Source organism: Pseudomonas onubensis, assembly GCF_965653655.1.
Classification (GTDB): Bacteria; Pseudomonadota; Gammaproteobacteria; order Pseudomonadales; family Pseudomonadaceae; genus Aquipseudomonas.
The window spans coordinates 1-24,425 of sequence record NZ_CBFHAZ010000099.1 but is presented as its reverse complement, the minus strand read 5'-3'; the positions used below and the strand labels follow the sequence as shown (position 1 = coordinate 24,425).

Here is a 24,425-nt window from a genome sequence, read left to right as displayed (position 1 = left end):
CGCGAATGCGGTGGCTCAGAAACAGATGTGCTGAATGACACGCCGCATTCGCGAGCAAGCCCGCTCCCACATTGGATCGTGGGGCTTGTTAAACCGGTGGCTGAGTTTCCAGCATCGAAGGCCGTTGGCTGACCTCGGCATACCAGTCGGCAAGCTTGGGGTTGTTGGCGCGCCAGTGCAGGTCGGGGTGGCGAAAGTCCAGGTAACCCAGGGCGCAGGCCACGCTGATGGCGGCGATGTCGAAGTGGCTGGCCAGTTCGGCAATCGCATCGCTTTCCAGCTCGGCGAGGGTGCGGTGGATCTTGTTGCGCTGCTCCTGTAGCCATTGATCCCAGTGTTTTTCTACCGGGCGCATGGCGGTCTCGTAACGCACCAGCACGGCGGCATCCAGGATGCCGTCGGCCATCGAGGCGAGGGTGAGGCGGCGCCAGCGGGCCGAGCCGTCACGCGGGATCAGCGGGTTACCGACGTGCTGGTGGTCGAAGTAATCGAGGATCACCCGGCTGTCGTGCAGCACCGAACCATCGGCCAGGCGCAGGGCCGGGATCTTGCCCACGGGGTTGTCCTGCGCCACCTGTGCATCGGGGTTGACCGGCGTGGGCATGCAGCCATGCAGGGCCACGCGGTCCTGCTGGCCGGTCTCGATCAGCAGCACGCGGACTTTGCGAACAAAGGGTGAGGCGGGGTTGTGAAACAAGGTCATGCTGGGCGCGGACATGGGCATTCCTCGGAAATGGCAGGGGCTAGCCTAGAGGGATTGTGGCGGTTTTTGAAGGACTCATCGCAGCGGTGCGACGACTCGACAAGCCAGCTCCCACCTTGTGAATTGTGAACACCGTTAAGAGTGGGAGCTGGCTTGCCTGCGATAGCGCCTTCAGCCACGCCGCTTAAGCAACGCCCAAGCCCCAATGGCAGCCGGAATACCCAACCCCACCCAACTCAACGAATCCCACAGCCCGTCACCCAGCAGCGCCGCAAACAACCCGGCCGCGCTGAGCAGGCCAATCCCCAGCGGGATGCCGAATACCTTCCAGAAACTCGACTGGCGCGGCTTCATGGCTTGGCCGCCTTGCGCCGCACAATCCACAGGTAAACCCCGCTGCCCAATACGATGATGGTCAGCACATCCAGCACCGCCCAGAGGATCTTCATCGGCATGCCGCCATAGTCGCCAAAGTGCAGCGGCTGGGACATGCCCATGGCGTGCATGTACCAGGGCCGTTCGGCGATGGCGGTGACGGCCAGGGTGCTGGCGTCGATCAGCACCGGCGTGAGCAGGTGTGAGGTCAAATGTGTGCTGCCCTTCATGAACACCGCGTAGTGGTGTTCGCTGGAAAAGCGCGTGCCGGGAAAGGCTATAAAGTCCGGCTCCATGCCGGGCGCGGCTCTGGCGGCGATGCTCAGCAGTTCGGTGGCCGGTGCGCGTTGGGTCAGCGGCGGCGCGTTTTTGTACGGCTCGATCATGGCGCTGAGGCTGTCCTGGCGCCAGGCGGCGATGATCAAATCGGCGCAGGCGCTGATCACGCCGGTGACGCCGACCACCAGCGCCCAGGTCAGCGTGACCACGCCGATCAGGTTATGCAGGTCGAGCCAGCGCAGGCGCGTGGATTTGTCTTTACGCACGGTGGCGAACTTCAACCGGCGCATGAACGGCAGGTACAGCACCGTGCCCGAGACAATCGCCACCACAAACAGAATGCCCATGAACGCCAGCAGCAGCTTGCCCGGCAGCCCGGCGAACATATCCACGTGTAAGCGCAGCAGGAACAGGGTCAACCCGCCATTGGCCGCCGGGGTTTCCACGGCCTCACCGGTGCGCGCATCAAGCATGAAGGTGTGGGATGAATTCGGTTCGGTGCCGGCCGTGGCGGCCATGATCGCAATCACACCGTTCTTGTCGTCTTCGTCCCACGCCAGGTACTGCATGGCCTCGCCGGGGCGATGAGCCTGGGCTTTGGCCACCAGCTGCTCAAGGTTCAGTTGCGGCGTATCGGCGGGCATCTGCGCCAGTTCCGGCTCGTTGCCCAGCAGGTGGTCGATCTCGTGGTGAAACACCAGCGGCAGGCCGGTAAGGGCGAGCAGCAGCAGGAACACCGTGCAGATCAGGCTGGTCCAGGTGTGGATGAAGGACCAGCGGCGGATGGTTTTGCTTTTCATTTTCTAGCCTTCAGACACACCGAAGCCGCCACAGGGGCGGCCCGGTTGTTAACTCAGCCGATTACCACTGGTAAGTGGCGCTGGCGACGACGCTGCGTTGGTCGCCGTAATAGCAATAGAAACCATCGCAGGTTGAAATGTAGTCCTTGTCGAACAGGTTGGTGGCGTTCAGTTTCACCGAGGCACCTTTGAGGCTGTTGTCCAGACGACCGAGGTCGTAGTGCACTGCCGCATCGAACACGGTGTAGGCGTCGGCCTTGCCCAACCACGTATTGCCTTGGTCGCCATAGGTATTGCCGGTGTAGCGAGCACCCAGGCCAATACCGAAGCCGTCGAGGGCACCCGTGTGCCAGGTGTAGTCTGTCCACAGGGTTGCTTGCTGGTTTGGCATCAGTTGCAGACGGTTACCTTTGTAGTCGCCTTTTTGCACCTTGGATTTGGCCAGGGTATAGGAAGCGATGACTTTGAGGTTTTCGGTCACATCAGACACGGCTTCCAGTTCCAGGCCTTTGACCTTCACTTCACCGGTCTGGTTGGTGACTGGAATGCTGCCAGCGGTAGTGGTGGTTACCAGCACGTTTTTCTGGGTCAGGTCATACACGGCGGCAGTGAGCAAAGTGTTCGAGCCCGGTGGCTGGTACTTGATACCCAGTTCCCACTGTTTGCCTTCGGTGGGTTTGTACGATTCGGTTGCCGAGACGCTGGCATTGCTCGCAGGTTGGAAGGATTCAGCGTAGGAAATATAGGGTACGAAGCCGGAATCAAATACGTAGCTGAGTGCGGCGTTGCCGCTGAAATGTTTGATTCGGTCGGTATTGGTCGCATCTTTCTGGTTGAAGTACGTGGTGCCCTGATGCACCCAGTCTTCGCGGCCGCCCAAGGTCAGGCGCCATTGGTCAAGCGCCATCTGGTCTTGAGCGTAGAGGCCGGTCTGCACGGTCTTCTGGTTGTAGTCGTAATAAGCTCCGGAGCGAGCGGGACGAACGATGGGCTGGCCGTAGATCGGATTGTTAACGTTGGTTTTCAGGCCGTCGCCGTAAATCGACAGGTACGAGGTGTCGGTGCGCTGATGATCCAGGCCGAGCAGCAGGGTGTGGGAGATGTCACCGGTGGCGAAGTCGGCCTGGAAGTTGTTGTCCAGGGCCAATTGGCCGATGTTCTCGTCCACGTTTGTCGACGTGCGGCCAACGTTGCCGTCTGCGTCAACCATGGTGTAGGGATACGCACCTACGGTGAGTGTCTGGAACGATAATTCCGACTTGGTGTAGCGCAGGTTCTGACGGAACTGCCAGGTGTCATTGAAGCGATGCTCGAAGGCATAGCCCAATGCGTAGTAGGTGCGGTCGTAGAACTCGTAGTTCGGGTCGCCCAGGTTTTTGTGATGGGAGATATCACCCAGCGGCGATTTGATCTTGGTGCCCTGGATCGGCAAAAACTGGCTGGTGGCGCCGGTATCGTCGCGGGTGAACTGCGACAGCAAGGTCAGCTTGGTATCCGGGTCGATGTTCCAGGTCAGGCTCGGCGCAATGTTGTAGCGCTTGTTGTCGATGTGATCGATCTGGGTGCCGGCATCGCGCACCACGCCGCTGAGGCCATACAGGAACTGCCCTTCGTCATCGATCTTGCCAGTGCTGGCGAAGTTGATCTGGCGGTAGTTGTCACTGCCGTATTGCACCTGGATGGCGCTGCTTTGTTCGGCGCTGGGACGACGGCTGACCATGTCCAACAGGCCGCCCGGTGGCGTTTGGCCGTAGACCGATGAGGCCGGGCCGCGCAGCAGGGCGAGGCGGTCGAGGTTCCAGGTTTCGGCTTTCGGGTTGGCGTACACGCCGCGTGGCAGTGGCAGGCCGTCGAGGAACTGGGTGGGCTCGAAGCCGCGCACGCGCATCCAGTCATAACGGGTATCGCTGCCGTAGCTGGCGGACACGATGCCGGGCATGTATTTAACCGCGTCATCCAGGTTCTGGACGTTGCGGTCCTGCATCTGCTCACGGGTGGCGACGGAGATCGAGCGCGGGGCTTCGACCAGCGCGGTGTCGGTCTTGGTGCCGGCGGCGGTGCGCTTGGCCAGGTAGCCGTCGACTGGGCCCCAGGCACTTTCGTCGCTGCCCTGGGCAATGATGCTGGTCTCCGGCAACGCGACGACACCTTCCGGGACAGGCACCAGCGTAAACGTCCCGGCACTGCTCTGCTCCAACTGCAGCCCCGAGCCACGCAACGCCTCACGCAGCGCGCTCTGGGCATCGAACTGGCCTTTGACCGGTGCCGAGGTCTTGCCCGCTGCCAGCGAAGGATTGAGCGTCAGCGCCAAACCGGCCTGGCTGGCGATTTGGTTCAGGGTGCTCGCTAATGGCGCAGCCGGCAGGTTATAGGCGCGCACGCTGGAAGCTTGCTCGGCGGCGATCAGCGCGGTGCTCGTCAGCGGGGCGCTGAGGGCAATGGCGACGGCCAACAGGCTGGGGCGCAACAAGGTGTCTAGCGTGCGGGACATAGGGCGGCTCCTGAATGAAAATATTTCTCAATTGACTAGGTGCCGGACGAGAATCGAAAAGTGATAGGGCTGGGAGGAAATATTTTTGCTCTGAAGCGTTATGGTGTTTTTGAGGGCCTCTTCGCGAGCAAGCCCGCTCCCACAGTTGACCGCGTTTTTCCAGTTAGAACACGGTCAACTGTGGGAGCGGGCTTGCTCGCGAAGGCGATCGCCCAGGCACTGAAAAACCTAAGGTTTAGCCTTCACAGTCGACCACCACGGCGTGTGCTGCTCGATCTGCACCGGCAAGGTCGGCAGCAGGGCGTTCAGCGCCAGGGTGGTGTCGTGCAGCGGGAAGCTGCCGGTGATGCGCAGGTCGGCCACGTTTTTGTCCACGCCCAGGTAGCCGGTGCGGTAACGACTCAGCTCGGCAACCACATCGCCCAGGCGGGCGTTGTCGACCACCAGCATGCCGCGCGTCCAGGCGTCTGCGGCGGGTGTCAGCACCAGCGCAGGGCCGAGGCCGTCGCTGCGCATCAGCACTTGTTGGCCTTGCTTGAAAGTCTGCTCCTGATGCAGCGCCTCAGGCTGGGCGGCTACGGCAGATTGCAGCACGCTCAGGCGCGTGGCGTCGTCTTCGCGCTTGACGATAAACCGCGTGCCCAGCGCCCGCAGGCTGCCGTCACGGGTTTGCACGTAGAACGGGCGCGCATCGTTGTGGCCGGTTTCGACCAGGATTTCGCCTTCCTGCAACACGATCAGCCGGCGTTTTTCATCAAAGCGCACGTCAATGGCGCTGTGGGTGTTGAGGTTGACCAGCGTGCCGTCAGCCAGCTTCAGCGTGCGTTGCTCGCCGGTAGCGGTGCGTTGGTCGGCCAGCCAATAGTGGATCGGCACGTAACGCTCACCGGCAAACAGCGCCAGGCCAATCACCAGTGCGACGCTGGCCAAACCGCTGCCCAACTTGCGCACGCGCTGGCGAATGCCTTGACGGGACTGCAACAGCGCCGCCCGCGCCGGGCCAGAGGCTACGCTGAAGCGCTGATCGAGCATGCCCAGCTGGCGCCAGGCGCGTGCGTGTTCTTCATCACTGGCCAGCCATTTGCCGAACTCTTCCTGCTCCACGGCGCTGCCGTCGCCCGAGTCCAACGACAGTTGCCAGGCAATCGCCGCATCCAGCACGCGGGCCGTGACCGGTTTGGAGCCTGTCACAGTGGCTCGCCATACAGTGCGATGTAGCACTGGCGAATGCCCTGGGCCAGGTACTGGCGCACACGCGGCACCGACACACCCAGGCGCTGGGCGATTTCGGCGTGGCCCAGGCCGTCGAGGCGGTTATAGAGGAAGGCGGCGCGGGCCTTGCTCGACAGCTTGCCGAGCAGGCGGTCGATGGCCTTGAGGTCTTCGAGGATCAGTTGCTGTTGTTCGGGCGAGGGGTGCTCGTTTTCCGGGATCAGCATCAGTTCGGTGAGGTAGGCCTGTTCCAACGCCGCGCGGCGGAAGTAGTCGAACAGCAAGCCTTTGGCGATGGCCACCAGAAACGCGCGTGGCTCGCGCGGTTCGCGCAGTTCGTCACGGCCCAGCAGGCGCATGAAGGTGTCCTGACTCAGGTCTTCAGCGCGGCTCGGGCAAGCCACATTGCGTCGCAGCCACGCCAACAGCCAGCCACGATGGTCGCGATACAACGCGCCAACAAGCTGACTGTGTGGGGTTTGGACCGACGACAAGGCATCACCGAATAAACAAGGGGGTTTAAACTAACGAGAATTATTCGCGATTGTGTCAGAGGCCGGGAGCCTGCGCAATTGGCGTCTGTCGGACGATCGTTCCCACGCTCTGCGTGGGAATGCCTCCTGGGACGCTCCGCGTCCCCTAGAACGATGGCGCGTGTTTGCGCCGTGTCCATTGGCTCAAGCGCTCTTGCAGCATCTGTGGGCTGTCGATCCCCTGTTGGCGCGCACGGCTGAACAGGATGAGCATCAACTCGGCCGTGGCCAGCGCATCGGCGCTGGCGTGATGGCGTTCGCCCACGTGCAGCTTGAAGTGGTTGATCCAGTCATCGAGCCCGGCTTCACGGATATTCGCGTCGGGGCACAACAGCGGGGCGATGTCGGCTACATCGAGGAACGGATGGGCCAACCGATAACCCAGGCTGTCCTTGAGCGCCCGGCACAACATGTGTTGGTCGAACGGCGCATGGAATGCCAGCAACGGGCTGTCGCCGACAAAGGCCATAAAGTCCAGCAAGGCTTCGGCCGGGTCGCTGCCGGCGGCAATCGCGCTGGGGCCGAGGCCATGGATCAGCACGCTGGGGCCAACCTTGGTGTTGGCCCGTTGCAGGGTGCGCTCGAACATCTGCGAGAAATCCACTGCGCCATCCTCGATCACGACTGCGCCGATGGACAGCACCTGGTCGCGGTTGAGGTTCAGGCCGCTGGTTTCCAGGTCGACCACCACCCAGCGTTGCCCGCGTAAAGGCCCGTCGCCTAACACTGCAGGCTTAGGCAATTGTGCCAGGCGCTGTTGCTGATCAACGTCGAGGCCAGGCTTTTTCTTGTGCAGCCAACCGAAAAAACTCACAGCTGATACCGCAACGTCAGGCTGCTTTGCAGGCGTTGGGCCTGGCGCAGGGATTCACGCAGGATGCGCCGGTCCAGGTGGTTGAGGCTGTCGGGGTCGACACGGTTGGAATACGGCAAGTTCTCGCGGGTTTGCAACTGATGCTGCTGCATGCGCGTTTGCTGGATAAAGTGATACGCCTCCTCATACGCGGCGCCATCCAGCGGTTCGATGACCTCCTTGGCCACCAGTTGGCGCAGGCGCTCCAAAGTGTTGTTGGTGTGAATGCCATTGGCCAGGGCCAACAGGCGCGCGCCATCCACAAAAGGTGTAAGGCCCTGCACCTTGAGGTCGAGCGTGGCCTTTTCGGCGCCTTTGCGCGTCAGCACAAAGTCCCGGAAACGCCCGATCGGCGGGCGCTGGCGCAAGGCGTTCTCGGCCAGCATACGTTGGAACAACCGGTTATCGGCCACCTGATCGAGAATGCCCTGGCGCAGTTGTTCGCAACCGCGCTCGTCCCCCCACACCACACGCAAATCAAAATAGATGCTCGAGCCCAGCAGGTTTTCCGGCGTGGCTTCGCGGATAAAGGCCCCGAAACGCCGCGCCCATTCGGCCCGCGACAGGCACAGCTCGGGGTTGCCGGCCATGATATTGCCCTTGCACAGGCTGAAGCCGCACAGTGCCAGGCTCTGGTTGATCTGCTGCGCCAGTGGCAACAGGCGGCCGCGAATCTCGGCGGCTTCGGCGGCGTCCTTGGCCTCGAACAGGATGCCATTGTCCTGGTCGGTAAACAGCGTTTGCTCGCGGCGGCCTTCACTGCCGAAACACAGCCAGCTGAAGGGCACGCCAGGGTCGCCTTTGTCGGCCAGGGTCAGTTCGATCACCCGGCACACCGTGTGGTCGTTGAGCAGGGTAATAATGTGGGTGATCTGGGTGGACGACGCGCCATGGGCCAGCATGCGTTCCACCAACTGGCCAATCTCGCCGCGAATCACCACCAGGTTTTCCACTCGGGGCGCGTTGCGGATGGTGCGCGCCAGGTGCACCAGGTCGACCCGTTGCAGGGAAAACAGGTCGCGCTCGGACACCACGCCACACAGGCGCTGGTCTTGCACCAGGCACACATGGGCGATATGCCGCTCGGTCATGGCGATGGCGGCATCGAAAGCGCTGTGGTCCGGGCTTAAAAAGAACGGCGCCTGGGTCATGTGGCCGACGATAGTTTGATTGAAATCGCTGGTGCCGTCGGCGACCACCTGGCGCAGGTCGCGCAAGGTGAAAATCCCCAGCGGCGCCTTGTGCTCATCGACGATCACGATGCTGCCCACTTGTTGCTCATGCATCAGCGTCACCGCCTCGCGCAGCGGCGTGGTCGGGCTGCAGGTGACCGGATGGCGCATGGCCAATTCGCCCAGGCGGGTGTTCAGCGAATACTGGGTGCCCAGGGTTTCCACAGCCTTTTGCTGCACCTGTTGGTTGACTTGATCCAGCAGGCTGCTGACACCGCGCAGGGCAAAATCGCGAAACGGGCTGGAAAGGGCGAACAGCTTGATAAACGCCGGCTTGTTCAGTTGCAGGCAGAAGGTGTCTTCGGCGGCTTTGTGCTCGGTGCGCGTGGCACGCTCACCCAGCAACGCGGCGAGGGGGAAGCACTCGCCGGTGGTGATTTCGAAGGTGGTTTGCGTCGAGTCCGGCCGCTCGCCGACGACGCGGCCCTGCTTGACGATATAGAAGTGCTCCACCGGCCCGCCCGACGGTTTGAGAATGCTGTCGCCGGGGCCATAGAAGCGCAGTTGGCACTGTTCGACCAAAAATGCCAGGTGAGCATTTTCCATCTGGTTGAACGGAGGGAAGCGTTGCAGGAATTGCAGGGTGCCGTGAATGTTCTGCAACACGGCGGTTTTCCCCGCCTGCGTGAAAGCATCAGCTTTACTCATAACAGTGACCGCAGTTTTTTTGTCGTTATCGTCCTGCATGGTCGACTCCCGCGCGGCGGGTGCCCATTGGACGTAAGTCTAGGTCTGGACAAAACCCACTACGACTAGGGAAAAACCTTACATGACTATCGTCCAAACCCCGTAGAACGCCCACTAGGCAAACTTTCCGACGAAGTGCACATTGTTCGCCCTTCCGCAGATGTCTGACGAGTGTGCTGGGAGATTGAATAGAACTGCTGAGAAACGTATGTCCGACCACGATATTTTAAGTGATGCCGAGCGCGAGGCGCTGAGCGCCGTGATGCTGGAGCCCGATCTGCCGCCACAACGGGTGTTGATTGTCGACGACGACAAGGACGCACGTGAATTGCTGGCAGAAATCCTGGGCCTGGACGGCATTCGCTGCATGACCGCCGACAGTGGCGAGACAGCGTGGGATCTGTTGAACTCCAGCAGTTCCATCGGTTTGCTGATCACCGATTTGCGCATGGCGCCCAGCAATGGTCTGCAATTGATTCGCAAGGTGCGCGATTCAACCCGTGCGGCGTTGCCGATCATCATCATGTCGGGGGACGCGGAAGCGCCGGATGTGATCGATGCGATGCATTTGAGCGTGGTGGATTTTTTGCTCAAGCCGATTGATAGCGTGAAGTTGGCGAAGATGGTCAAGCGGGAATTGGGGATGGCGCAGTAGCTACCGCTGGTCGGCTTTACTCTTTACCTGTCAATGTTGACAGTAGGAAAGTTGAATAGGCTCTTGTCTACTGGATGAAGTGACGCGTAGAGATCGTTACTTTAAATACTTATTAGACGGGGTGATGAAAATGGCGACTGAAAGTTCGTTCAAAGGTTCGGCAACTCTGAAAATTACCTATAAAGATAAGCCCCACCTTGAGTTTAATTTGGAGAAAGTTGAAGGGGCTGCCAACAATTTCGTTGCTTTTGACAAAAATGGCAAACCAATCTTATCCATTGTTTACCCTCGCGACGTTGAAGACGGTGAGACCTATTCGTTTAAATACCCAGCGAGTCATCCTTGGGGGCTACAGTTCAGCGGCGACGGAGGCCCCCGCGGTTTAGACGGGGAAGTTACTGTGGTTGCTTCGGACGATGGCGATCATCAAACAATAACAATAGATGCCAAATATGAAAAAGGAGCCGGGAAGGAGTACGTGTTTAAAGGGGCGGCTGATATCCAATACATCCAATGATGAAATCGGATAGGTAAGCTTATGTGTAGGCTTGAACTCCCTGATCCGCAGATCAGGGAGTTGTTTTTTAATTAAATACCGTTTTTCGCCTTATATTCCCGACGCCGACGATGCAACACCGGCTCGGTATACCCATTCGGCTGCTTGGTCCCTTCAATCACCAACTCCACCGCCGCCTGAAACGCGATGTTGCTGTCGAAATCCGGCGCCAGCGGACGGTACAACGCATCCCCGGCATTCTGACGGTCCACCACCGGCGCCATGCGCTTGAGGCTTTCCATCACCTGGGCTTCATTGACGATGCCGTGGCGCAACCAGTTGGCGATGTGCTGGCTGGAGATGCGCAGGGTGGCGCGGTCTTCCATCAGGCCTACATCGTTGATGTCTGGCACTTTCGAGCAGCCGACGCCCTGGTCGATCCAGCGGACGACATAGCCGAGAATGCCCTGGGCATTGTTGTCCAGTTCGTTGCGGATTTCTTCTTCGGACCAATCGGTGTTGCTGGCCAGAGGAATCGTCAGGATGTCGTCTACCGAAGCGCGCTCGCGCTTGGCCAGTTCGGCCTGGCGCGCGAACACATCGACCTTGTGGTAATGCAGCGCGTGCAGCGCCGCCGCCGTCGGCGATGGCACCCAGGCGGTGTTGGCGCCGGCCAGTGGGTGAGCGATTTTCTGTTCGAGCATCGCCGCCATCAGGTCGGGCATGGCCCACATGCCTTTACCGATCTGCGCACGACCTTGCAGGCCGGTGCTCAAGCCTATATCGACGTTCCAGTTTTCGTAGGCGCCGATCCATTTTTCGGCCTTCATGGCAGCCTTACGCACCATCGCGCCGGCTTCCATGGAGGTGTGGATCTCGTCGCCGGTGCGGTCGAGGAAGCCGGTGTTGATGAACACCACACGCTCGCTGGCCGCCTTGATGCAGGCCTTGAGGTTGACCGTGGTGCGGCGCTCCTCGTCCATGATCCCGACTTTGAGGGTGTTGCGTGGCAGGTTCAGCACGTCTTCGATGCGGCCAAACAGCTCATTGGTGAACGCGGCCTCTTCGGGGCCGTGCATCTTCGGTTTAACGATGTACACGGAACCGGTGCGGCTGTTCTTGCGGCTGCTGTTGCCGTTGAGGCTGTGGATGGCCGCCAGGCTGGTCAGCAGGCCGTCGAGAATACCTTCCGGTACTTCGTTGCCGTCTTTATCCTGGATCGCATCGATGGTCATCAGGTGACCCACGTTGCGCACGAACAATAGCGAGCGACCGTGCAGCGTCACGTCCTGGCCATCCACACCGGTATAGACGCGGTCGGCGTTCATGGTGCGGGTGAAGGTCTTGCCACCCTTGGCCACTTCTTCGGCGAGGTCGCCCTTCATCAGGCCGAGCCAGTTGCGGTAGATCACCACTTTGTCATCGGCATCGACGGCGGCGACCGAGTCTTCGCAGTCCATGATGGTGGTCAGCGCCGCTTCCATCAGCACGTCTTTGACGCCGGCGGCATCGGTCTGGCCGACCGGGGTGCTGGCGTCGATCTGGATTTCGAAGTGCAGGCCGTTGTGTTTCAGCAGGATCGCAATCGGCTCGGCCGCAGGGCCCTGGAAGCCGATCAACTGTGCATCGTCGCGCAGGCCGCTGTTGCTGCCGCCCTTGAGGCTGACGATGAGCTTGCCATCCACCATCTTGTAACCGGTGGAGTCGACGTGGCTGCCGGCGGTGAGCGGCGCGGCTTCGTCGAGGAACGCACGGGCGAAGGCAATTACCTTGTCGCCACGCACTTTGTTGTAGCCCTTGCCCTTCTCGGCGCCGTCGGCTTCGCTGATGGCATCGGTGCCATACAGCGCGTCATACAGCGAGCCCCAACGCGCATTGGAGGCGTTGAGGGCGAAGCGCGCATTCATCACCGGCACCACCAGCTGTGGGCCGGCCATGCGGGCAATTTCGTCGTCGACGTTTTGGGTCGAGGCCTGGAAATCTGCGGCTTCTGGCAGCAGGTAGCCGATATCTTGCAGGAAGGCTTTGTAGGCCACCGGGTCGTGGGCTTTGCCGGCGTGGGTCTGGTGCCAGGTGTCGATCCGCGCCTGGAAATCATCGCGTTTGGCGAGTAGGGCTTTGTTCTTCGGTGCCAGGTCGTGGATGACCTTGTCGGCGCCGGCCCAGAACTGCTCGGCAGTGATGCCGGTGCCGGGAATGGCTTCGTTGTTCACGAAGTCGAACAGGACTTTGGCGACCTGCAGGCCACCGACTTGAACGTGTTCAGTCATTGCTTGCCTCACTCTGCGGAGCTTATGCGCTGTTTCAGATTTTCATTATGTAGTGCACGGTTGGGCATACTACATGATGACTTGCGGTTGTGAAAATTAGACTAAATACGTCGTTTAGCGACCCATTTTGGTCGTACGGTCACAGCGGAGAATCAGATGTTCTCAAAAAACTATTGGATTGTTCCAGATAAATATAAAAATGGTACACGATTTGTTTTCGAGGGCGCCTGCGTCCACCTTGTAGGTTGAATTCCAGAGGGCTTTGCCATGGACCATCTTGTACTCACTATTATCGCCGCCGACAAACCCGGCTTGGTTGAACGCATCGCGCAGAACATTGCCGCCCACGGCGGCAACTGGCTGGAAAGCCGGATGGCGCACATGGCCGGGCAGTTTGCCGGGATTTTGCGGGTCAGTGTGCCGACGGAACAGCGTCAGGCCCTGGTGGGCGCGCTGGAGGACTTATCCACCCACGGCATTCGTGTGCTGGTGGGTGAAGGCAGCAGCGGGCAGGCCTCGGCGTCCAAATCGATCATGATGACCTTGGTGGGCAATGACCGCGCGGGCATCGTGCGCGAAATCACGGCGCTGCTGAGCAAACAAGGCGTGAACCTGGCCAGCCTGAGCACGGATGTGCGTCCGGCGCCCATGAGCGGTGATCCATTGTTCAGCGCCGAAGCACTGTTGCAGGTGCCGACAGCGTTGTCCCTGGATACCTTGCAGCTGTCCCTGGAAACCCTGGCCGATGATTTGATGGTGGAACTGCATCACGAGGAATAATCGGCCCACAAGGTTATGCATGGAAATCTTGCATGGGCCTGTGGATAACCTGTAGAGACCCGGCGCCAGGCCACGCCGGCCGGGCTTCTCTGGCTATTGAGCAAAAAACGAGCAGTTTCAATGGCTTGTGCACAAATGGCGGGGATCAGGTTGTGGATAACCTTGGGGTGGATGTCTGCAAGCCACGTGCACTGTGGCTTGCAGAGGTTTGTACGTTATTTGATCAGCGTTTGCGCACTGTCAGCCAGGCATCCAGGCTGTAGACCACCAGGCCCGCCCAGATAAAGGCGAAAGCAATCAGCGTGCTGGTCGCCAGGTGTTCACCGAACAGCAGCACCGCCTCCAACAGCACCAGCGTCGGCGCCACGTACTGCAAAAAGCCCAGCGCGGTGTAGGGCAGATGCCTCGCGGCGGCGTTGAAACACACCAGCGGAATTAGCGTGACCGGGCCTGCGGCCACCAGCCACCAGGCTTCGGAGGTGCTCCAAAACTCAAGCTGCGCACTATGGGCCGACGGGTTAAACAGCAACCACGCCACGGCGATGGGCACCAGCATCCAGGTTTCCACCACCAGCCCTGGCAGCGCCTTGACCGGTGCCTGTTTGCGGATCAAACCGTAAAAGCCGAAGGTCAGCGCCAGCACCAGCGAGACCCACGGCAGGCTGCCGACTTGCCACACTTGCTGCGCCACACCCACCGCCGCCAGCCCGACGGCGATCCATTGCAGGCGGCGCAGGCACTCGCCCAGGATCAGCATGCCCAGCAGCACATTCACCAACGGGTTGATGTAGTAACCCAGGCTCGCTTCCAGCATGCGCCCGCTGTTCACCGACCACACATAGGTCAGCCAGTTGGCCGCAATCAACGAACCGCTGAGTGCCAGAATCGCCAGACGCTTGGGGTTGTCGCGCAGTTCACGGAACCAGCCGGGGTGCTTCCACACCATCAACAGCAAACCGCCGAACAGCGCTGACCACAACACGCGGTGCACGATGATTTCGGCGGCGGGAACACTGGCGATGGCTTTGAAATAAAGTGGGAACAGACCCCAGATGACATAGGCACTCAGGCCCAGGATGTACCCCTTGCGGGGGTTGGCGGCGTGCATTGCAGAATCCTTGCTCAGGCAGCTTACAAAGCGTGATTGTAAGGATTTTTGTCAGGCAGTGGGATGATCGTTCCTACGCTCTGCGTGGGAATGCCGTGTTGGACGCTCTGCGTCCGCAGTTGAGGGGCGTGACGCGGAGCGTCACAGGGTGCATTCCCACGCAGAGCGTGGGGACGATCGGTAGTCAGAAGAGTTTGAGGGGTTCTTCATTGAGTGCCGACAGTTGCTCACGCAATGCCAGCACCTGGTCGCCCCAATACCGCTCGCTGCCAAACCACGGGAAGCTGTGCGGGAACGCCGGGTCATCCCAGCGCCGTGCCAGCCAGGCGCTGTAGTGCATCAGGCGCAAGGCGCGCAGGGGTTCGATCAAGGCCAGTTCGCGTGGGTCGAAGTCGTGGAACTCCTGGTAGCCGTCCATCAACTCCGACAGCTGGCCCAGGCATTCCTGGCGGTCGCCCGCGAGCATCATCCACAGGTCCTGCACGGCCGGGCCCATGCGGCAGTCATCCAGGTCGACGATGTGGAACATCTCGTCGCGGCACATCATGTTGCCGGGGTGGCAGTCGCCGTGCATGCGGATGTTCTTGTGCGGTGTGGCCTTGTACACCTCTTCCACGCGCTTGAGCAGGTCGCGCGCAACAGACTCGTAAGCGGGCAGCAGGCTCTTGGGAATGAAGTTGCCTTCAAGCAAGGTGTTGAGGGAATCGTGACCGAAGTTCTTCACACCCAAGGCTTCGCGGTGCTCGAACGGGCGTGTGGAGCCCACGGCGTGCAAGCGCCCGAGCAATTGCCCGAGGCGATACAGCTGATCGAGGTTGCCCGGCTCCGGCGCCCGGCCGCCACGGCGTGGGAACAGCGTGAAGCGGAAACCCGCGTGCTCGAACAGGCTTTCGCCGTTGTGGATCATCGGCGCAACCACCGGCACTTCGCACTCGGCCAGCTCGAAAGTGAAGCGGTGTTCTTCCAGGATCGCCTCGTTGGTCCAGCGCTGTGGGCGGTAGAACTTGGCGATCAGCGGCTCGGAGTCTTCGATGCCCACCTGGTACACACGGTTTTCGTAGCTGTTGAGCGCCAATACGCGCGCATCGCTGAGGAAGCCGATACTTTCGACGGCGTCGAGTACTAAATCGGGGGTGAGTGTTTCAAACGGATGGGCCATGCGAACTCCTGCGCGCAGCAGGGCGCCGCGTCCGGCCGGGTATGGTAACGCACCAGAGCCTGGATAGGTGGTGGGTGTGCGGACGCCTTCGCGAGCAAGCCCGCTCCCACATTCGATCGCATTCCTACAGGATGTACACGGTCAAATGTGGGAGCGGGCTTGCTCGCGAATGGGCCCTGTCAGGCGCCGACTATTCCACCATCATCACGCCGAATCGCCATCACCGACGAACGCGGCTTGCCGTTTGGCAGATGCTCCGGCCAGGTCGAACCCCCGGTTTCCCCCGGATGCTGAATCCCCACAAACAGGGTCTTCTGGTCGGGTGAGAAACTGATGCCCGTGACCTCGCACGCCACCGGCCCGACCATGAAACGGCGGATTTCTCCGGTGTTGGGGTCGGCGCACAGCATTTGGTTATTGCCCATGCCGGCGAAGTCGCCCTTGTTGCTGTAGTCGCCGTCGGTGAGGATCCACAAACGCCCGGCTTTGTCGAACCCCAGGCCGTCGGGGCTGTTGAACATGTTTTGCGGGTTGATGTTGGACGAGCCGCCTTTTGGCGTACCGGCATGCACACCGGGGTTGCCGGCCACCACGAACAAGTCCCAGGTGAAGCTGTTGGCACCGTGGTTATCCGCATCGGCTTTCCAGCGCAGGATCTGGCCGTAAACGTTTTTCTCGCGCGGGTTCGGCCCGCCCACCGGCTGGCCGTCTTCGCCGCGTTTGGCGTTGTTGGTGAGCGTGCAATACACCTGGCCGTCGGTGGGGCTGACCACGATCCATTCCGGGCGGTCCATGCGCGTGGCCTTTACCACGCTGGCGGCCAGACGCGCGTGGATCAATACTTCGGCCTGGCTCGCGAAGCCTGAGTTGACGTCAATGCCGTTTTTGCCGTGGGTGAGTTCGACCCATTCGCCCTTGCCCTTGGGGTGGTCGGCGTTGCCATCGCCGGCATCGAAAATCGCCACGTACAAGGTGCCGTGGTCGAGCAGGTTCTTGTTGGCTTTGGGGTTGTGATGATTGATCGGGTCGCGGCTGACGAACTTGTAGATGAACTCGCCACGTTCGTCGTCGCCCATGTACACCACGGCACGGCCATCGCGGGTTTCGGCGAGTGCGGCGTTTTCGTGCTTGAAGCGGCCCAAGGCGGTGCGCTTGACCGGCGTGGATTGCGGGTCGAACGGGTCGATTTCTACCACCCAACCGTGGCGATTGAGTTCGTTGGGGTTCTTGGCCATGTCGAAGCGCGGGTCGTGCAGGTGCCAGTTGATCTCGCGGCTGGCGGCCACTACGCCGTAGCGTTTTTGCCCGGCGTCAAAGCTTTGTTGCGGGTTGCTGCTGCCGAAGCAATCGGTGAAGTTCTCTTCACAGGTCAGGTAAGTGCCCCACGGCGTCTTGCCGTTGGCGCAGTTCTGGAAGGTGCCGAGGGCTTTCTTGCCGGTTTTGTCGGCGCTGGTTTTCAGCCAGGCATGGCCAGCCGCGGGGCCGCCAAGGCGGATCGGCGAGTTACCGTGGATGCGGCGGTTGTAGCGCGAGTCCTGCACGAACTGCCAGGTATCGCCCTTGCGGCGCACTTCGATCACCGACACACCTTCGCTGGCCTGGGCCTTGCGCACATCTTCGGCCGATTGCGGCGCGCCGCCATGGGCGTAGAGGTAGCGGTAGTTGGTGTATTCGTTGTTGATGGCCATCAGCGCACGGTTGTTGTCGCCGGGGAAGGCGAACAGGCTCATGCCGTCGTTGTTGTCGCCGAACTGCTGTTCCTGGGCTTTGGCGGTGCCGTTGCCGGACGGGTCGAAGGCCGGCGCGTTTTTGTGCAGCGGTTGGCCCCAACTGATCAGCACCGAGGCGGAGTAACCCGGCGGCAAGGTGATGGCGTCGCTCGTGGCGGCGGCGATGCTGGTAAAGCCCAGCAAGGGGCTGGCGGTGGCCGCGTTCACGGCCATTGCGCTGCGGGTGAGCAGGTTGCCGCCCAGGAACATCGCGGCACCGCACAGGGCGCCGGCGCCGATAAAGCGGCGGCGGGTGAGGCCGACCATCTGTTCAAGGTCGGTGGCTTGGTTTTCTTCTAATAGGCTCATTTCAGGCTCCCTGCGGTTTTTGCAGACACCTTAAGGAGCGCGCGTGACGAATTTGTTGCAGCTTGAAGACGGTAGGTGCCTAGACCGGTGTGCCGAGCAGCACATTGTTGGGTGAGAATTGCACCTGGACCCGTGCGCCTTCGACGGCACCCAGTGCCTTGAGCGCGGCGGGCTGCGCCAGGGCGCATAACACCTGGCCGTTGGGCAGGGTGATGCGCACTTCGCTGGGGCCGTCATCGGCGTCGAGAATCGTCTCGATCACACCGCTCATGCAATTGTGTCCAGGTGTTGCAGCCTGCCCGATGGCGAGCAATTCAAGCCATCCGGCCTTAATCAAGGCGACCACTTCAACGCCGGTTTCCAGCTCCAGCCGCTGCGTGCTGTCGTGCGTGATCTGCGCACTCAGGCTTAAGCCGCCCGAGAGTTGCAGGCGAATCAGGTCATTGCGGCCCTGATGTTCGATGGCGCTGACCTGGCCGTGCAATTGGTTGCGCGCGCTGGTTCGCAGCATCAAGCGGCCGAGCAGGTTGAAGTCGCTCGCGTCCTCATCCGAACCGAGCACCTCGGCCTGCAACACTTGCAGGCGTTGGTACAGGCGCAGCACGCGCTCACCTTCGGCCGTCAGTTTGGCCCCGCCGCCGCCTTTGCCGCCGACGCTGCGTTCCACCAGCGGTTTTTGCGAGAGATTGTTCAGCTCGTCGATCGCATCCCACGCGGCCTTGTAACTCAGGCCAGCGCTCTTGGCCGCGCGGGTGATCGAACCCTGCTCGGCAATATGCGCCAGCAAGGCGATGCGCTGGGGACGGCGGATGATGTGCTGGCTGAGTGAGGTTGGCAGAGACATGTGGATACGCTTCGATAAGGTCAGCGGACGTTGCAGGCGCGGCGCACGGGAGTCAAGTCATGTGCCCGGTTTTGGCGTGCGGGCCAGGCAGTACACATCGACCTGACGGGCACCGGCGGCCATCAACAGCCGGGCCAGGCTGTGGGCGGTGGCGCCGGTGGTGAGTACGTCGTCCACCAGCGCGAAGTGGCGGCCCTGCACCGGGGCACCCGGTGCCAGCGCAAACGCCGTGAGCAGGTTGCGTTGGCGGGTCTTGGCGTCGAGGGCTTGTTGCGCGACGGTTTCATGGGGGCGTAACAACAGGTGTTCATCGTGTGGGAGGTCGAGATCTTCGCTGAGCCAACGGGCCAGCATCAGCGCCTGGTTGAAGCCGCGCTCACGCAGACGCTTGCGCGCCATGGGCACCGGCAGCAGGCAGTCGGGGCGGGTGAGTCCGGTGTCGTCGAAACGGTGTTGCAGATACTGCCCCAGCAGCCGCGCGAGCATAAGGCCGAGTGGCCAGCGCGACTGGTGTTTGAAGCGGCTGATTAGCGTGTCGACGGGGAAACTGTAGGTCCAGGGGGCGATCACCTGTTTATAGGCAGGTGGCTTTTTTTGACAGGCGCCACAGATCAAACCTTCCATCGGCAGTGGCAGGGCGCACACCTCGCAGTGCTCCAACAGCCAGGGCAGCTCGGTTTCGCAGACGTTGCACACCGTGTGGTGGGTGTTTGTTGCTTCATCGCAGATTAAACAGGATTGGTTGTTTTCTAACCAGATGTAAACTTGGTGTTTGTATCCAGGTTGACAGTGCATGAATCTTCCTTAAATATGCCGAGCATCCGTGTCGTGACTGACTGTGGGTATTTCGGGTATTGCCCTTCCCGCAGCGTAAGCCCAAGCATAATCAAGGAATCGCCCATGAGCGCCAGCACCTCTGCCACCCTGCGTCACGATTGGTCTTTAGCCGAAGTCAAAGCGCTGTTTGTGCAACCCTTCAATGACCTGTTGTTCCAGGCGCAGACCGTGCACCGCGCGCATTTCGACGCCAACCGCGTGCAGGTCTCGACCTTGCTGTCGATCAAAACCGGCGCCTGCCCGGAAGATTGCAAATATTGTCCGCAGTCGGGCCACTACAACACCGGCCTGGAAAAAGAAAAGCTGATGGAAGTGCAGAAGGTCCTCGAAGAGGCGGCCCGCGCCAAGGCCATCGGTTCGACGCGCTTCTGCATGGGTGCCGCCTGGAAGCACCCGTCGGCCAAAGACATGCCCTATGTGCTGCAAATGGTCAAAGGCGTGAAGGCCATGGGCCTGGAAACCTGCATGACCCTCGGTCGACTCGATCAGGACCAGACCGAAGCGCTGGCCCAGGCCGGCCTCGACTACTACAACCACAACCTCGACACCTCGCCAGAGTTCTACGGCAGCATCATCACTACCCGCACCTACGGCGAACGCCTGCAAACCCTGGCCTACGTGCGTGATTCGGGGATGAAGATCTGCTCGGGCGGCATCCTCGGCATGGGCGAGTCCCTCGATGACCGTGCCAACCTGCTGATCCAACTGGCCAACCTGCCGGAGCATCCGGAGTCGGTGCCGATCAACATGCTGGTGAAGGTCGCCGGTACGCCGCTGGAAAACGCCGAAGACATCGACCCTTTCGACTTCATCCGCATGCTCGCCGTGGCGCGCATCCTGATGCCGCAGTCCCATGTGCGCTTGTCGGCCGGCCGTGAGGCGATGAACGAGCAGATGCAGGCCCTGGCGTTTTTTGCCGGTGCCAACTCGATTTTCTACGGCGACAAGTTGCTGACCACCGCCAACCCGCAGGCCGACAAGGACATGCAACTGTTCTCGCGCCTGGGGATCTTGCCGGAAGCGCGTGAAGAGCACGCCGATGAAGTGCATCAGGCAGCGATTGAGCAGGCGCTGGTGGAGCAAAAGAGCAGCGAGCAGTTCTATAACGCGGTGGTTTAACGCCTCTCTCCACATTCAGTCTCAAGTTCTTTGATCTGCCGAGGCCTGCATGTCTTTTGATCTCGCCGCGCGCCTCGCTGCCCGCCGTGCCGAACACCTTTATCGGCAACGCCCTTTGCTTGAGAGCCCGCAAGGCCCGCAAGTGGTGGTGGATGGCCAGCCGCTGTTGGCATTCTGCAATAACGACTACCTGGGCCTGGCCAATCACCCGCAAGTGATCGAAGCCTGGCGCGCCGGTGCGTCCCGTTGGGGCGTGGGCGGTGGCGCTTCGCACCTGGTGATCGGCCATGCCACGCCGCACCATGAACTCGAGGAGGCCCTGGCTGACCTCACCGGGCGCCCGCGCGCGCTGCTGTTCACCACCGGCTATATGGCCAACCTGGGCGCGGTCACCGCGTTGGTGGGGCAGGGTGATACGGTGCTGGAGGATCGCCTTAACCACGCCTCGCTGCTGGATGCCGGCCTGCTGTCCGGGGCGCGTTTCAACCGCTACCTGCATAACGACGCCAGCAGCCTGGCCAAGCGCCTGGAGAAGGCCACCGGCAATACTTTGGTGGTCACCGATGGCGTGTTCAGCATGGACGGCGATCTGGCCGACCTGCCTGCGCTGGCCCGTGAGGCACGCGCCAAAGGCGCCTGGTTGATGGTCGATGACGCTCACGGCTTCGGCCCGTTGGGCGCTACGGGCGGCGGAATTGTCGAGCATTTCGGCTTGAGCCAGGAAGACGTGCCGGTATTGGTTGGCACCCTCGGTAAAGCCTTCGGCACGGCCGGGGCATTCGTGGCGGGCAGTGAAGAGCTGATCGAAAGCCTGATCCAGTTTGCCCGGCCCTACATCTACACCACCAGCCAGCCACCGGCATTGGCCTGCGCCACCTTGAAAAGCCTGGAGCTGCTGCGCACCGAGCACTGGCGGCGTGAGCACCTCAATGGCCTGATCCGCCAGTTCCGCCAGGGTGCCGAGCAGATCGGCTTAAAGCTGATGGACAGCTTCACGCCAATCCAGCCGATCCTGATCGGCGACAGCGCCACCGCAATGCGCCTGTCGCAGATGCTGCGCGAACGCGGCCTGATGGTCACGGCCATCCGCCCACCGACCGTGCCGGCCGGCAGCGCGCGTTTGCGCGTGACACTGACGGCGGCCCACAGCGCGGCCCAGGTGCAGCTATTGTTAAACGGATTGGATGAGTGTTTCCGGTTGTTAAGTATTACGGAGCCCGACCATGCGTGATCGATTGGTATTGCTGCCCGGTTGGGGGCTCGGCGTGTCACCGTTGGAGCCTTTGGCCGCCGCCTTGCAGGGGCTGGACGAACACTTGCAAGTGCATATCGAGCCGTTGCCGGTGCTGGCTTCCAGCGATCTGGATGAATGGCTCGACGAACTCGACGCCACGCTGCCGGACAACGCCTGGCTGGGCGGCTGGTCCCTGGGCGGCATGCTCGCCTCCGAGCTGGCGGCGCGGCGCGGCGAACGCTGCTGCGGGCTGCTGACATTGGCGAGCAACCCGTGTTTTGTCGCCCATGAAGGCTGGCCCAGTGCGATGCCCGCTGAGACCTTTGACGCATTCCTTGCCGGTTGCCATGCCGATTCTCAGGTCACCCTCAAACGTTTCGGTTTGCTGTGCGCTAAAGGTGCCGCAGACCCACGTGGGCTGTCGCGTCTGTTGGTTGGCGGCGCACCGAATGCACCTTCCAGCGTGTTGATGCCAGGCCTGGAGCTGCTTGCACAACTCGATACCCGCGCCGCTTTGCAGGCGTATCGCGGCCCGCAACTGCACGTGTTTGCGGGGCAGGACGGCTTGGTGCCCGCCGAAGCTGCAAGTGACCTGCTGGCGCTGCTGCCGGACGTAGAAATCGGTCTGATTGAACAGGCCGGTCACGCTTTTCTTCTGGAAGACCCTCACGGTGTAGCGGGGGCCATCCAGGCTTTTTTGCATGAGTGTGTTGATGACTGATTTATCCCAGCCGCCACTGCCGGGCGGCTTGCCGGACAAGCGCCAAGTGGCGGTCTCATTTTCCCGCGCCGCGGCCAGCTACGACAGCGTCGCGGAGTTGCAGCGCGCAGTCGGGCATGAGCTGTTGTCTCGCCTGCCAGCTGCAATCGCGCCCGGCCGATGGTTGGATGTGGGCTGCGGCACGGGTTATTTCAGCCGTGCGCTGGGCGAACTGTTGCCAGCAAGCCAAGGCGTAGCGCTGGATATCGCCGAGGGCATGCTCAACCATGCGCGGCCTTTAGGGGGCGCGCAGCACTTTATTGCGGGGGATGCAGAACGCTTGCCGCTTGCAACTGAGAGCTTCCAGCTGCTGTTCTCCAGCCTGGCGGTGCAGTGGTGCGCGAATTTCGATGCGGTGCTCAGCGAGGCTTATCGCGTGCTGCGACCCGGTGGCGTGCTGGCATTTGCGAGCCTGTGCGTGGGCACCCTGGACGAGTTGCGCCAAAGCTGGCGCGCGGCGGATGGCCTGGTGCACGTCAACCGCTTTCGCACCTTCGAGGCTTATCAACAGCTGTGTGCTGCCAGCGGTTTGCGGGTGCTGAGCCTGGAGCGCCAGCCCCACGTGTTGCATTACCCGGATGTGCGCAGCCTGACCCATGAGCTTAAGGCGTTGGGCGCGCATAACCTCAACCCCGGTCGGCCAGGAGGGTTGACGGGCCGCGCGCGGATTGTTGCACTGGTGCACGCTTACGAGCAGTTCCGCCAGGCCCAGGGCCTGCCCGCCACGTACCAAGTGGTGTACGCCGTACTGGAGAAACCGTTATGAGCGCCGCTTATTTCATCACCGGCACCGACACCGATGTGGGCAAAACCACCATCGCCGCCGGGCTGCTGCATGCCGCACGGCTTGCGGGTAAAAGCACCGCCGCCGGAAAACCGGTAGCCTCAGGCTGCCAGCTCACTCCTAAAGGCTTGCGCAATGCCGACGCTTTGGCACTGCTGGCCGAATGTTCGCTGCCGTTGACCTATGCCGAGGTCAACCCGGTGGCATTCGAACCCGCGATTGCGCCGCACTTGGCCGCGCGGGAAGCGGGTGTGGCGCTGACGGTGCAAGCACTGTTGAAGCCGATGCAGCACATACTCGCGCAACACGCCGATTTCACCTTGATCGAAGGCGCAGGCGGCTGGCGAGTGCCGTTGGCCGATCAGGACAACCTGTCAGACCTGGCCATCGCGCTCAAGCTGCCGGTGATTTTGGTGGTGGGCGTGCGTCTGGGTTGTATCAGCCATGCCTTGCTCACTGCTGAAGCCATTGCGCGCGACGGTTTGCCGTTGGCGGGTTGGGTGGCGAATATCATCGACCCCAAGACCTCTCGTCTGGAAGAAAACCTCGCCACCCTGGCCGAGCGGTTGCCCGCGCCATGCCTGGGGCGCGTGCCGAAGCTCAAGCAGGCAAGCGCAAAAGCGGTGGCCGAGTACCTGGAATTGGACCTGCTTGACTGATTTTGGCTATCGCTAAGGCATTATGCCATTAGTGTTTTTGACGGGCGTATTGCCAGGATGTCTGCTTCAATTCAAGTTCACGATTCTCTAAAGGCAGGCTTACGCCATGGAAATCTCTGGAAGCAGCGCGTTTTATTCGGGGCTGAGCACCATTCAGGCCGGGCAGAACCGCGTCGACCAGGCCGCCGGCAAAATCGCCGGCGCCGCGACCACCCAGCCCTCGGACGCACAAAGTGATCGCTTGCAAGCCAACGATCGCGCCCAGCCGTCCAACTCGGCGAGCAACATGGTCGAAATGGCCCAAGGCAAATTCCAGGTGGAGCTGGGCGCGAAAGTCGCCAAGGCTTCGGATGAAATGCTTGGCACCTTGATCGATACCTACGCTTAATCCCCTCTCTCTGTCTGTATAGGGCTCTACTGTGGGAGCGGGCTTGCTCGCGAATGCGGTGTATCGGTTTCATATGAGCTGACTGACAC

23 protein-coding genes are annotated in these 24,425 nt (G+C 61.3%); 9 read left to right on the top strand and 14 right to left on the bottom strand.

What is annotated here, in order from left to right; genetic code table 11:
* Nucleotides 1-88: 88 nt before the first annotated feature.
* From ACTD9P_RS24080 to ACTD9P_RS24045, 8 genes are all read right to left on the bottom strand, one after another.
* On the bottom strand, nt 89-718 hold the full coding sequence (locus ACTD9P_RS24080; protein WP_438869662.1) for a glutathione S-transferase: 630 nt from the start codon (nt 716-718) through the stop codon (nt 89-91).
* 156 nt (nt 719-874) lie between these two features.
* Nucleotides 875-1,057 carry a hypothetical protein gene (locus ACTD9P_RS24075; protein ID WP_170036884.1) on the bottom strand — a complete coding sequence of 61 codons (183 nt, stop codon included), beginning with the start codon at nt 1,055-1,057 and terminating at the stop codon, nt 875-877.
* A complete protein-coding gene (locus tag ACTD9P_RS24070; RefSeq protein ID WP_438869661.1) occupies nt 1,054-2,157 on the bottom strand; it encodes a PepSY-associated TM helix domain-containing protein in 1,104 nt (367 codons plus the stop codon). Before ACTD9P_RS24070 ends, ACTD9P_RS24075 begins: the two co-directional genes overlap by 4 nt.
* A 61-nt stretch (nt 2,158-2,218) precedes the next feature.
* Nucleotides 2,219-4,648 (bottom strand): TonB-dependent siderophore receptor, encoded by a 2,430-nt coding sequence (locus tag ACTD9P_RS24065; protein ID WP_438869660.1) that lies wholly within the window; start codon nt 4,646-4,648, stop codon nt 2,219-2,221.
* Nucleotides 4,649-4,876: 228 nt separating this feature from the next.
* Nucleotides 4,877-5,839, bottom strand: coding sequence for a FecR domain-containing protein (locus tag ACTD9P_RS24060; RefSeq protein ID WP_438869659.1), 963 nt, complete (start codon nt 5,837-5,839; stop codon nt 4,877-4,879).
* Nucleotides 5,836-6,354: an RNA polymerase sigma factor gene (locus ACTD9P_RS24055; protein WP_438869658.1), complete on the bottom strand. Its 519-nt coding sequence runs from the start codon at nt 6,352-6,354 to the stop codon at nt 5,836-5,838. The genes ACTD9P_RS24060 and ACTD9P_RS24055 overlap by 4 nt, the downstream gene beginning before the upstream one ends.
* Nucleotides 6,355-6,499: 145 nt before the next feature.
* Nucleotides 6,500-7,207: a 3'-5' exonuclease gene (locus ACTD9P_RS24050; protein WP_438869657.1), complete on the bottom strand. Its 708-nt coding sequence runs from the start codon at nt 7,205-7,207 to the stop codon at nt 6,500-6,502.
* On the bottom strand, nt 7,204-9,126 hold the full coding sequence (locus ACTD9P_RS24045; protein WP_438869656.1) for a putative nucleotidyltransferase substrate binding domain-containing protein: 1,923 nt from the start codon (nt 9,124-9,126) through the stop codon (nt 7,204-7,206). Before ACTD9P_RS24045 ends, ACTD9P_RS24050 begins: the two co-directional genes overlap by 4 nt.
* A gap of 247 nt (nt 9,127-9,373) precedes the next feature.
* On the opposite strand from ACTD9P_RS24045, the gene ACTD9P_RS24040 reads away from it, so the two are divergent.
* Nucleotides 9,374-9,820 (top strand): response regulator, encoded by a 447-nt coding sequence (locus ACTD9P_RS24040; RefSeq protein WP_438869655.1) that lies wholly within the window; start codon nt 9,374-9,376, stop codon nt 9,818-9,820.
* Nucleotides 9,821-9,950: 130 nt separating this feature from the next.
* A complete protein-coding gene (locus tag ACTD9P_RS24035) occupies nt 9,951-10,337 on the top strand; it encodes a hypothetical protein (protein ID WP_438869654.1) in 387 nt (128 codons plus the stop codon).
* Nucleotides 10,338-10,408: 71 nt separating this feature from the next.
* Here ACTD9P_RS24035 and ACTD9P_RS24030 read toward each other — a convergent pair whose 3' ends face one another.
* Nucleotides 10,409-12,586: a malate synthase G gene (locus ACTD9P_RS24030; protein ID WP_438869653.1), complete on the bottom strand. Its 2,178-nt coding sequence runs from the start codon at nt 12,584-12,586 to the stop codon at nt 10,409-10,411.
* Nucleotides 12,587-12,853: 267 nt separating this feature from the next.
* Between ACTD9P_RS24030 and ACTD9P_RS24025 the strand changes: the two genes are divergently transcribed.
* Nucleotides 12,854-13,366, top strand: coding sequence for a glycine cleavage system transcriptional repressor (locus ACTD9P_RS24025; RefSeq protein WP_065929413.1), 513 nt, complete (start codon nt 12,854-12,856; stop codon nt 13,364-13,366).
* A gap of 223 nt (nt 13,367-13,589) precedes the next feature.
* Here the strand turns inward: ACTD9P_RS24025 and rarD are convergent, their stop codons facing one another.
* From rarD to ACTD9P_RS24000, 5 genes are all read right to left on the bottom strand, one after another.
* Complete coding sequence (rarD, locus tag ACTD9P_RS24020; RefSeq protein WP_438869652.1) at nt 13,590-14,474, bottom strand: EamA family transporter RarD; 885 nt, start codon at nt 14,472-14,474, stop codon at nt 13,590-13,592.
* A gap of 184 nt (nt 14,475-14,658) precedes the next feature.
* Nucleotides 14,659-15,633: a serine/threonine protein kinase gene (locus ACTD9P_RS24015; protein ID WP_017138020.1), complete on the bottom strand. Its 975-nt coding sequence runs from the start codon at nt 15,631-15,633 to the stop codon at nt 14,659-14,661.
* 179 nt (nt 15,634-15,812) lie between these two features.
* Nucleotides 15,813-17,711: a PhoX family protein gene (locus tag ACTD9P_RS24010; protein WP_438869651.1), complete on the bottom strand. Its 1,899-nt coding sequence runs from the start codon at nt 17,709-17,711 to the stop codon at nt 15,813-15,815.
* Between the two features lie 79 nt (nt 17,712-17,790).
* Entirely contained in the window at nt 17,791-18,555 is a 765-nt protein-coding gene (locus ACTD9P_RS24005) for a TOBE domain-containing protein (RefSeq protein WP_438869650.1), read from the bottom strand.
* Nucleotides 18,556-18,612: 57 nt separating this feature from the next.
* Nucleotides 18,613-19,350, bottom strand: coding sequence for a ComFC family protein (locus ACTD9P_RS24000; protein WP_438869649.1), 738 nt, complete (start codon nt 19,348-19,350; stop codon nt 18,613-18,615).
* Between the two features lie 105 nt (nt 19,351-19,455).
* Here ACTD9P_RS24000 and bioB point away from each other — a divergent pair, with 105 nt between their 5' ends.
* The 6 genes from bioB (at nt 19,456) to ACTD9P_RS23970 (ending at nt 24,336) form a co-directional block, all read left to right on the top strand.
* On the top strand, nt 19,456-20,511 hold the full coding sequence (gene bioB / locus ACTD9P_RS23995; protein ID WP_017138024.1) for a biotin synthase BioB: 1,056 nt from the start codon (nt 19,456-19,458) through the stop codon (nt 20,509-20,511).
* A 49-nt stretch (nt 20,512-20,560) separates the two neighbouring features.
* Nucleotides 20,561-21,742 (top strand): 8-amino-7-oxononanoate synthase, encoded by a 1,182-nt coding sequence (gene bioF / locus ACTD9P_RS23990; RefSeq protein WP_438869648.1) that lies wholly within the window; start codon nt 20,561-20,563, stop codon nt 21,740-21,742.
* The gene (locus ACTD9P_RS23985) at nt 21,735-22,466 is read left to right on the top strand and encodes an alpha/beta fold hydrolase (protein ID WP_438869647.1); all 732 of its coding nucleotides are present in this window, start codon (nt 21,735-21,737) and stop codon (nt 22,464-22,466) included. The genes bioF and ACTD9P_RS23985 overlap by 8 nt, the downstream gene beginning before the upstream one ends.
* A complete protein-coding gene (gene bioC / locus ACTD9P_RS23980) occupies nt 22,459-23,271 on the top strand; it encodes a malonyl-ACP O-methyltransferase BioC (RefSeq protein ID WP_438869645.1) in 813 nt (270 codons plus the stop codon). Before ACTD9P_RS23985 ends, bioC begins: the two co-directional genes overlap by 8 nt.
* Complete coding sequence (bioD, locus tag ACTD9P_RS23975) at nt 23,268-23,948, top strand: dethiobiotin synthase (RefSeq protein ID WP_438869644.1); 681 nt, start codon at nt 23,268-23,270, stop codon at nt 23,946-23,948. Before bioC ends, bioD begins: the two co-directional genes overlap by 4 nt.
* A gap of 106 nt (nt 23,949-24,054) precedes the next feature.
* The gene (locus ACTD9P_RS23970) at nt 24,055-24,336 is read left to right on the top strand and encodes a hypothetical protein (protein ID WP_017138029.1); all 282 of its coding nucleotides are present in this window, start codon (nt 24,055-24,057) and stop codon (nt 24,334-24,336) included.
* Nucleotides 24,337-24,425 lie beyond the last annotated feature (89 nt).

Excerpts from the sequence above, each read along its gene's own strand:
- ACTD9P_RS24005 (WP_438869650.1), bottom strand. The coding sequence starts at position 18,555 with ATGTCTCTGCCAACCTCACTCAGCCAGCACATCATCCGCCGTCCCCAG.
- ACTD9P_RS23985 (WP_438869647.1), top strand. The coding sequence starts at position 21,735 with ATGCGTGATCGATTGGTATTGCTGCCCGGTTGGGGGCTCGGCGTGTCA.
- ACTD9P_RS24035 (WP_438869654.1), top strand. The coding sequence starts at position 9,951 with ATGGCGACTGAAAGTTCGTTCAAAGGTTCGGCAACTCTGAAAATTACC.
- ACTD9P_RS24025 (WP_065929413.1), top strand. The coding sequence starts at position 12,854 with ATGGACCATCTTGTACTCACTATTATCGCCGCCGACAAACCCGGCTTG.
- ACTD9P_RS24065 (WP_438869660.1), bottom strand. The coding sequence starts at position 4,648 with ATGTCCCGCACGCTAGACACCTTGTTGCGCCCCAGCCTGTTGGCCGTC.
- ACTD9P_RS24000 (WP_438869649.1), bottom strand. The coding sequence starts at position 19,350 with ATGCACTGTCAACCTGGATACAAACACCAAGTTTACATCTGGTTAGAA.
- ACTD9P_RS24040 (WP_438869655.1), top strand. The coding sequence starts at position 9,374 with ATGTCCGACCACGATATTTTAAGTGATGCCGAGCGCGAGGCGCTGAGC.
- bioD (WP_438869644.1), top strand. The coding sequence starts at position 23,268 with ATGAGCGCCGCTTATTTCATCACCGGCACCGACACCGATGTGGGCAAA.
- ACTD9P_RS23970 (WP_017138029.1), top strand. The coding sequence starts at position 24,055 with ATGGAAATCTCTGGAAGCAGCGCGTTTTATTCGGGGCTGAGCACCATT.
- ACTD9P_RS24030 (WP_438869653.1), bottom strand. The coding sequence starts at position 12,586 with ATGACTGAACACGTTCAAGTCGGTGGCCTGCAGGTCGCCAAAGTCCTG.
- ACTD9P_RS24045 (WP_438869656.1), bottom strand. The coding sequence starts at position 9,126 with ATGAGTAAAGCTGATGCTTTCACGCAGGCGGGGAAAACCGCCGTGTTG.
- ACTD9P_RS24070 (WP_438869661.1), bottom strand. The coding sequence starts at position 2,157 with ATGAAAAGCAAAACCATCCGCCGCTGGTCCTTCATCCACACCTGGACC.
- ACTD9P_RS24010 (WP_438869651.1), bottom strand. The coding sequence starts at position 17,711 with ATGAGCCTATTAGAAGAAAACCAAGCCACCGACCTTGAACAGATGGTC.
- rarD (WP_438869652.1), bottom strand. The coding sequence starts at position 14,474 with ATGCACGCCGCCAACCCCCGCAAGGGGTACATCCTGGGCCTGAGTGCC.
- ACTD9P_RS24080 (WP_438869662.1), bottom strand. The coding sequence starts at position 718 with ATGTCCGCGCCCAGCATGACCTTGTTTCACAACCCCGCCTCACCCTTT.
- bioB (WP_017138024.1), top strand. The coding sequence starts at position 19,456 with ATGAGCGCCAGCACCTCTGCCACCCTGCGTCACGATTGGTCTTTAGCC.
- bioC (WP_438869645.1), top strand. The coding sequence starts at position 22,459 with ATGACTGATTTATCCCAGCCGCCACTGCCGGGCGGCTTGCCGGACAAG.
- ACTD9P_RS24075 (WP_170036884.1), bottom strand. The coding sequence starts at position 1,057 with ATGAAGCCGCGCCAGTCGAGTTTCTGGAAGGTATTCGGCATCCCGCTG.
- bioF (WP_438869648.1), top strand. The coding sequence starts at position 20,561 with ATGTCTTTTGATCTCGCCGCGCGCCTCGCTGCCCGCCGTGCCGAACAC.
- ACTD9P_RS24015 (WP_017138020.1), bottom strand. The coding sequence starts at position 15,633 with ATGGCCCATCCGTTTGAAACACTCACCCCCGATTTAGTACTCGACGCC.